Here is a 6,416-nt window from a genome sequence, read left to right on the forward strand (position 1 = left end):
GGTGCCTTGTTGCCGAGGGGCCCATCGGCCGTGCGCCGCGCCGTTTCGATATTGTCAGCTGTGCAGTCGGGAAGATCGAGACATTGCCCGACAACGGTTTCCGGTCGTCGCGCCTGCCCGCACCGGATGGGTTTGCAGAACCGCCTGCCCCCTATTCGGGCGCGATGCCCCCTTCGATCAGAAGCCGGGGGCATCTGAAGCTCGTCGTTTCCCACGATTAATTAAAAGTTAAAGCGGCCCCGTAATGCCGCTTTTTTTGGTGTGCGTCACGAGTACTGGCGGCAGGCTACATGCCTGCCGCTTTTTGCATGGCGCGGCGGTCCTGAAGCTCTTCGGCGACAAGAAAGGCCAGTTCCAGCGATTGCGAGGCGTTGAGACGCGGGTCGCAAGCGGTGTGATAGCGGTCTGACAGATCCTCATCCGTGACCGCGCGCACCCCACCGGTGCATTCGGTGACATCCTTGCCGGTCATCTCGAAATGAACGCCGCCGGGGATCGTGCCTTCGGCCTTGTGAACACCAAAGAATTCCCGCACTTCGCGCAGGACGCTGTCAAAGGGCCGGGTCTTGTAGCCCGAGGCCGACTTTATCGTATTGCCGTGCATCGGATCGCAGGTCCAGACGACCTTTACCCCTTCCTCCTCAACCGCCTTGATCAGACGCGGCAGGTGATCGCCGACCTTGCCCGCACCAAAACGCGCGATCAGTGTCAGCCGCCCGGCCTCGTTTTCCGGGTTGAGCTTGTTCACAAGCAGTTTCAGATCGTCGGTGGTCATCGACGGCCCACATTTCAGCCCGACCGGGTTCTGCACACCGCGCGCAAACTCGACATGGGCCCCGTCCGGCTGCCGCGTGCGGTCGCCGATCCAGATCATGTGGCCTGACCCGGCGACTGGCAGGCCGGTCGTCGAATCGATCCGGCAGAGCGCCTCTTCATATTCCAGAAGCAGCGCCTCGTGGCTGGTGTAAAAATCGACCGAGGCCATGGCGTGAACGGTATCCGAGGTGACACCCGCCGCCGCCATGAAGTCCATCGCGTCCTGAATGCGGGTCGCGACTTCGCGGTATTTCTTCGCCTCATCCTCTTCCGTGTAACCGGCGATCCAGCTTTGCACCCGGTGCATGTCGGCAAAACCGCCGGTCGAGAATGCGCGCAAAAGGTTCAGCGAGGCGGCGGCCTGAGTATAGGCCTGCAGCATCCGTGAAGGGTCCGGGATCCGGGCATCTGCCGTGAAATCAAACCCGTTGATGATGTCGCCCCGATAGGACGGCAGCTCGACGCCACCGACTGCTTCCATCGGCGCCGAGCGCGGCTTGGCAAATTGTCCGGCAACCCGGCCGATCTTGACCACCGGCACTTTTGCGCCCCAGGTCAAGACGATAGCCATCTGCAGGATGACCTTGAACGTGTCGCGGATATTGTCGGCAGAGAATTCTGAAAAGCTTTCGGCACAATCGCCGCCCTGCAGCAGGAACGCCCTGCCCTCGGCCACCTCGCCCAACGTCCGTTTGAGCTTTCGCGTCTCGCCCGCAAAAACCAGCGGAGGCATCTTGCCAAGCTGCGCCTCGACGGAATTGACCGCTGCGAGATCGGGATAGTCGGGCATCTGCACCCGCGGCTTTGTGCGCCAATCGGATTTCGTCCAGGCCTTCGACATGTTAACCTCCTCGCAGGCTTTAGCGATAACGGGCGGTTTATACGCGAAGCGCCCTGACGCATGCAAACCGATATGCCCGCAAATGCAACTTGCGGGCGGACAAAAAATAGTGCTTTTGTCCCCGAAACGACAGAATGGGGTCGGATAATGGTGGTCGGACCCGCTAAGGGCACAAAACAAACCGACGGCGCGGCCCGCCAGCGTCGTTTTGTGTTCGTCCTTCTGGACCAGTTCACAATGCTCTGCTTCGCCTGCGCGATCGAACCCTTGCGCATCGCCAACCGGGTCATGGGGCGCGAGGCTTACAGCTGGCTTCTGGCCGGTGAGAATGGCAGTGAAGCGCGCTGTTCGAACGGCGCGGCCTTCAAGGTGGATATGGGGCTGGAAGAAGTCAGCCGCGAGGACACCGTTCTGGTCTGTGGCGGGATCGATGTACAGCAGGCAACGACCAAGCCGGTTCTGAACTGGCTCCGGCGCGAGGCGCGGCGCGGTGTGACCGTCGGCGGTCTTTGCACCGCTGCATATTCGCTGGCCAAGGCCGGGCTACTGGATGGCAAGAAGGCGACCATTCACTGGGAAAATCAGGACAGCTTCCTTGAGGAATTCGAAGAGGTAAAGCTGACCAAGTCGGTCTTTGTCATTGACGGCAACCGGATATCGACCGCCGGAGGCACCGCCTCGATCGACCTCATGCTGAAGCTCATCGCCGGTGATCACGGCGAGGATGTTGCCAATGCCGTGGCTGACCAGTTGATCTATTCCTCGATCCGGACCGATCAGGACACCCAGCGCCTGTCGATCCCGACCCGGATCGGTGTCCGCCACCCCAAGCTCTCTCAGGTCATCCAGATGATGGAGCAGAACATCGAGGACCCGATCAGCCCGGCGGATCTGGCCGAAAATGTCGGCATGTCCACCCGCCAGCTAGAGCGGCTGTTCCGGCGTTATCTGAACCGCAGCCCGAAACGCTATTACATGGAATTGCGCCTGCAGAAGGCGCGCAACCTGCTGATGCAAACCGATATGAGTGTGATCAATGTCGCGCTCGCCTGTGGCTTTGCCAGCCCGTCGCATTTCTCCAAATGCTACCGGGCGCATTACAAAACCACGCCCTACCGCGAACGTGGATCACACGGCACCTCGGCGATCATCACACCGCGCCTGTCGATCTGACACATCGCTTCGGCGGAATTAACCATTTTGACCATGCGACCGGCGTTTTGCCCGGCGAACGCGCAGCTTTGTCATGGCGCGCTCAGAATCGTTGATTTCGGGCCGGAACGCTGCGTAAACCGGGGCCAACCTGACGCTTTGAGTGGCTTTTCTTTTCCAAATACGCGCTCTAACCTGCCGTCAGGACATAAGTCCAACATGGGAGTAATATGATGAAAAAACTTCTCACAGCCACCGCAGCCGCCGCCTTGTTCGCTGGCGCTGCAGGGGCAGAGGATATCAAGATCGGCGTCATCCTGGGCTTTACCGGCCCGCTGGAATCGATCACCCCGGCGATGGGTGCCGGTGCCGAGCTGGCGATGGCGGAAGTCACCGAAAGCGGCAAGCTGCTGGACGGTTCGACCGTGACCTCGATCCGCGGCGACTCGACCTGCGTTGACGCGGCTGCCGCGACCGCTGCTGCCGAACGTCTTGTGACCACAGACAAAGTCAATGCGATCATGGGCGCGGACTGCTCGGGCGTGACCGGCGCGATCCTTGCCAACGTGGCGGTTCCGAACGGTATCGTCATGGTTTCGCCTTCGGCGACCTCGCCCGGCCTGTCGACGGCTGAGGACAATGGCCTGTTCTTCCGCACGGCGCCGTCCGATGCGCGTCAGGGTGAGATCGTCCGCGATATCCTCACCGAGCGTGGCATCACCTCGATCGCCCTGACCTATACCAACAACGACTACGGCAAGGGTCTGGCCGAAGCGATCCAGCGCAATGTTGAAGAAGCTGGCGGCACCGTGACCATCTCGGCCGCGCATGAAGACGGCAAGGCTGACTATTCGGCTGAAGTCGGTGCTCTGGCCTCGGCCGGTGGCGACGCGCTGGTGGTCGCAGGTTATGTCGATCAGGGCGGTTCGGGCATCGTGCGCGCCGCACTCGACACCGGTGCCTTCTCGACCTTCTACTTCCCCGACGGGATGGTCGGCGACAAGCTGAACCAGAACTTCGGTGCAGAGCTGAACGGCTCGTACGGCGCCTATCCGGGCACCGACAGCGCCGGTGCAGGTATCTTCCAGGAAATGGCCGGAACCGCCGGTTTCGACGGCACCTCGGCCTTTGCCCCGGAAAGCTATGACGCGGCAGCCCTGATCATGCTGGCCATGCAGGCCGCAGGATCGTCGAACTCGGCCGACTTCGCGGGCAAGATCATGGATGTGGCCAACGCTCCGGGCACCGAGATCTTCCCGGGCGAACTGGGCAAGGCGCTGGAACTGATCGCTGCGGGCGAAGACATCGACTATGTCGGCGCCTCGGCCGTGGAGCTGATCGGACCGGGCGAGTCCGCCGGCAACTACCGCGAGATCGAGTTCAAGGACGGCAAGTACGAAACCGTCAAGTTCCGCTGATCGGCGAAAAACGAACAGGCAGCCCGGCAGGTCCGGGCTGCTTTTCCAAATAAAAAACAACAACTTCCCGGCCGCAACGTCGGTCAGGCGAAGATAGGGGAACCGCATGATCATCGTCGAGGATCTGCACAAGCATTTCGGCGGCTTTCAGGCCGTCAGCGGCGCATCCATGGAGATCGCCGAGGGCTCGATCACCGGTCTGATCGGCCCGAACGGAGCCGGGAAATCCACGCTTTTCAACGTCATCGCCGGGGTCTATCAGCCGACATCCGGCAAGGTGATCATGGACGGTGAGGATATCACCGGCCTGCCGCCCCATGATCTTTTCCACAAGGGCCTGCTGCGCACCTTCCAGATCGCGCATGAATTTTCCTCGATGACGGTGCGTGAGAACCTGATGATGGTGCCCGCCGCACAATCGGGTGAGACGTTGTGGAACACATGGTTCCATCGCGGCCGCATCGCGCGCGAAGAGGTCGAGCTTGCCAAGAAAGCCGACGAAGTGCTCGACTTCCTGACGATTTCCCATCTGGCGGATGAACGTGCGGGCAACCTGTCTGGCGGTCAGAAGAAACTGCTGGAGCTTGGCCGTACGATGATGGTCGAGGCCAAGGTGGTCTTCCTGGATGAGGTCGGCGCAGGTGTGAACCGCACGCTGCTCAACACGATCGGCGACGCGATCGTACGGCTGAACAAGGAACGCGGCTATACGTTCTGCGTGATCGAACATGACATGGATTTCATCGGCCGCCTTTGCGACCCGGTGATCGTCATGGCCGAAGGAAAGGTGCTGGCCACAGGCTCGGCCGATCACATCATGGAAAATGAGGCGGTGATCGAGGCCTATCTGGGCCGCGGCCTCAAGAACAAGGTCAAGGCGGAGGCGGGCGCATGAGCAAGACCTCCAACCCCTATCAGGACGATCGCGGCAACAAGGACCGCTCGATCACCAAGGACGGCGGCGGGACATTGGTTATGCCGGAAACCAAGGGGGCCGCGCGCCCTGCCCTCGGTGGCCCGTTCCTCGCGGCCGAGAGCATGACCGGCGGCTATGGCGCGGCTGACATCCTGCATGACTGCACGCTCACGGTCGAAAAGGGCCAGATCGCGGTCATCGTCGGACCGAATGGCGCTGGCAAGTCGACTGCGATGAAGGCGGTTTTCGGCATGCTCAACCTGCGCGGCGGCCATGTGAAGCTGGATGGTGAGGATATCACCGCCCTGTCACCGCAGGACCGGGTGGCCAAGGGCATGGGCTTTGTGCCGCAGGTCAACAACGTCTTCCCGTCGATGAGCGTTGAGGAAAACCTCGAAATGGGGGCTTTCATCCGCAATGATGACTTCAAGGCCACGATGGAACAGGTCTATGACCTCTTCCCGATCCTGAAGGACAAGCGACGCCAGCCTGCAGGGGAGCTTTCTGGCGGTCAGCGGCAGCAGGTCGCGGTGGGCCGGGCTTTGATGACCAAGCCCAAACTTCTGATGCTGGATGAGCCGACAGCCGGTGTTTCCCCGATCGTCATGGACGAGCTTTTCGACCGCATCATCGAAGTTGCCCGCACCGGGATTTCCATCCTGATGGTCGAACAGAATGCCCGTCAGGCGCTGGAGATCGCCGATATGGGCTATGTGCTGGTGCAGGGCGCCAACCGCTACACCGATACCGGAGAGGCGTTGCTGGCCGACCCTGAGGTGCGACGGACCTTCCTCGGCGGGTAAGGCATGCGGGGCATGATCAGCCTCTTGTCCGGTCTGCTCGCCGCCGCTGCGGTGGATGCGTCGCCGTATCAGATGGTCGCGGCAGCGACATGTGTCTTCGACAAAAGGTGTGACCTTCGTGGCGCTGATTGCCAGGACTGGCAAACCGATGTGGCGATGCGTATCTGGAAACTGCCGACCCGGCTTATGACCTCAGACAGGTCTGCGCCGCCCATCGCCTACGGTTTTGAGACCATCGGCGGATATACTGAGTTTGAGGTGTACGGGCGCAAACTGAAAGGGGAAGCGTTCTTTGATATCGGCGAGAGGCGCGTCGGTCCGATCTGGGATTATGAACTGCCGGGGGCATCATTGTCCTACCGGGCACGAAATGCTGCGTTCGATGCCTGGCTCATGTTCATAGCAGCGGATGGTGCTGCCCATCTTACGATTACCCAAAACGACAGTACTGATCGGGCCAGGCACATCGG

6 protein-coding genes and 1 pseudogene are annotated in these 6,416 nt (G+C 61.1%); 6 read left to right on the plus strand and 1 reads right to left on the minus strand.

From position 1 onward, the window contains the following. Window positions 1-221, plus strand: a pseudogene (locus tag WBB85_RS04655) (hypothetical protein); the annotation flags it as partial. Window positions 222-286: 65 nt separating this feature from the next. On the opposite strand, the gene WBB85_RS04660 reads toward WBB85_RS04655, so the two are convergent. Beyond that, entirely contained in the window at window positions 287-1,657 is a 1,371-nt protein-coding gene (locus WBB85_RS04660) for a class II 3-deoxy-7-phosphoheptulonate synthase (protein ID WP_432637458.1), read from the minus strand. A 147-nt stretch (window positions 1,658-1,804) separates the two neighbouring features. On the opposite strand from WBB85_RS04660, the gene WBB85_RS04665 reads away from it, so the two are divergent. From WBB85_RS04665 to WBB85_RS04685, 5 genes are all read left to right on the plus strand, one after another. Further along, window positions 1,805-2,830, plus strand: coding sequence for a GlxA family transcriptional regulator (locus WBB85_RS04665; RefSeq protein ID WP_432637459.1), 1,026 nt, complete (start codon window positions 1,805-1,807; stop codon window positions 2,828-2,830). Window positions 2,831-3,042: 212 nt separating this feature from the next. Next, window positions 3,043-4,227 (plus strand): ABC transporter substrate-binding protein, encoded by a 1,185-nt coding sequence (locus tag WBB85_RS04670; protein ID WP_432637460.1) that lies wholly within the window; start codon window positions 3,043-3,045, stop codon window positions 4,225-4,227. A gap of 106 nt (window positions 4,228-4,333) precedes the next feature. Next, window positions 4,334-5,122, plus strand: coding sequence for an ABC transporter ATP-binding protein (locus WBB85_RS04675; RefSeq protein WP_432637461.1), 789 nt, complete (start codon window positions 4,334-4,336; stop codon window positions 5,120-5,122). Beyond that, window positions 5,119-5,946 carry an ABC transporter ATP-binding protein gene (locus WBB85_RS04680; protein ID WP_432637462.1) on the plus strand — a complete coding sequence of 276 codons (828 nt, stop codon included), beginning with the start codon at window positions 5,119-5,121 and terminating at the stop codon, window positions 5,944-5,946. The genes WBB85_RS04675 and WBB85_RS04680 overlap by 4 nt, the downstream gene beginning before the upstream one ends. Before the next feature lie 24 nt (window positions 5,947-5,970). Then, window positions 5,971-6,416, plus strand: a 446-nt coding sequence (locus tag WBB85_RS04685; RefSeq protein WP_432637463.1) for a hypothetical protein, incomplete at its 3' end; no start/stop codon positions are given.

This window comes from Albidovulum sp. (assembly GCF_049646345.1).
GTDB lineage: Bacteria > Pseudomonadota > Alphaproteobacteria > Rhodobacterales > Rhodobacteraceae > Albidovulum.